This window comes from Novosphingobium sp. AAP93 (assembly GCF_001296055.1).
GTDB lineage: Bacteria > Pseudomonadota > Alphaproteobacteria > Sphingomonadales > Sphingomonadaceae > Novosphingobium.
On sequence record NZ_LJHZ01000120.1, the window covers coordinates 1 to 1188 of the forward strand.

Consider the following 1188-nt stretch of genomic DNA (forward strand, 5'->3'; position numbering starts at 1 on the left):
CTCGGCTTCTACTACGTCGGCCCGCTCGACGGGCACAATCTCGATCAGCTGATCCCGGTGCTCGAGAACGTGCGCGATGCGGCGGAAGGCCCCTGCCTCGTCCATGTCGTGACGCAGAAGGGCAAGGGCTACGGCCCGGCCGAAAACGCGGCGGACAAGTATCACGGCGTGCAGAAGTTCGACGTGATCACCGGCGAGCAGGCCAAGAGCGCGGGCGGCCCGCCGAGCTACACCAATGTCTTCGCCCAGGCGCTCATGGCTGAAGCCGCGCGCGACGAGACCGTCTGCGCGATCACCGCCGCGATGCCCTCGGGCACCGGGCTCGACAAGTTCGCCAAGGCCTATCCGGAACGCAATTTCGATGTCGGCATTGCCGAGCAGCATGCGGTCACCTTCGCGGCGGGGCTGGCCGCGCAGGGCATGCGCCCGTTCTGCGCGATCTACTCGACTTTCCTGCAGCGCGCCTACGACCAGGTCGTGCACGATGTCGCGATCCAGAACCTGCCGGTGCGCTTCGCCATCGACCGCGCGGGGCTCGTCGGCGCGGACGGGGCGACGCATGCAGGCTCCTTCGACGTGACCTACCTTGCCACCTTGCCCAACATGGTGGTGATGGCGGCGGCCGACGAGGCCGAGCTTGTCCACATGGTCCACACCGCCGCGCTCCACGACAGCGGCCCGATCGCCTTCCGCTATCCGCGCGGCAACGGCGTCGGCGTGCCCCTGCCCGAGGTGCCAGTGCGGCTCGAGATCGGCAAGGGCCGCGTCGTGCGCGAAGGCAGCAAGGTGGCGATCCTCTCGCTCGGCACGCGCCTTGCCGAGGCGCTCAAGGCGGCGGACCAACTCGATGCCAAGGGGCTATCGACCACGGTTGCGGACCTGCGCTTTGCCAAGCCGCTCGACGAAGCGCTGATCCGCCGCCTGATGGCCTCGCACGAGGTGATCGTGACGGTGGAGGAAGGCGCCATCGGCGGCCTCGGCGCGCATGTGCTCACGATGGCGAGCGACGAAGGCCTCACCGACGCCGGCCTGCGCATCCGCACGATGCGCCTGCCCGACGTGTTCCAGGACCACGACGCCCCCGACAAGCAGTACGACACCGCAGGCCTCAACGCCCCGCAAATCGTCGATACCGTCCTCAAGGCCCTGCGCCACAACAGCGCAGGCGTGCAGGAAGCAAGGGCCTGA

1 protein-coding gene is annotated in these 1188 nt (G+C 68.5%); it reads left to right on the forward strand.

Translation table 11 applies throughout. The features are described from left to right. The coding region (dxs, locus tag IP83_RS17655; protein WP_082364814.1) for a 1-deoxy-D-xylulose-5-phosphate synthase at nt 1-1188 on the forward strand (1188 nt) is incomplete at its 5' end.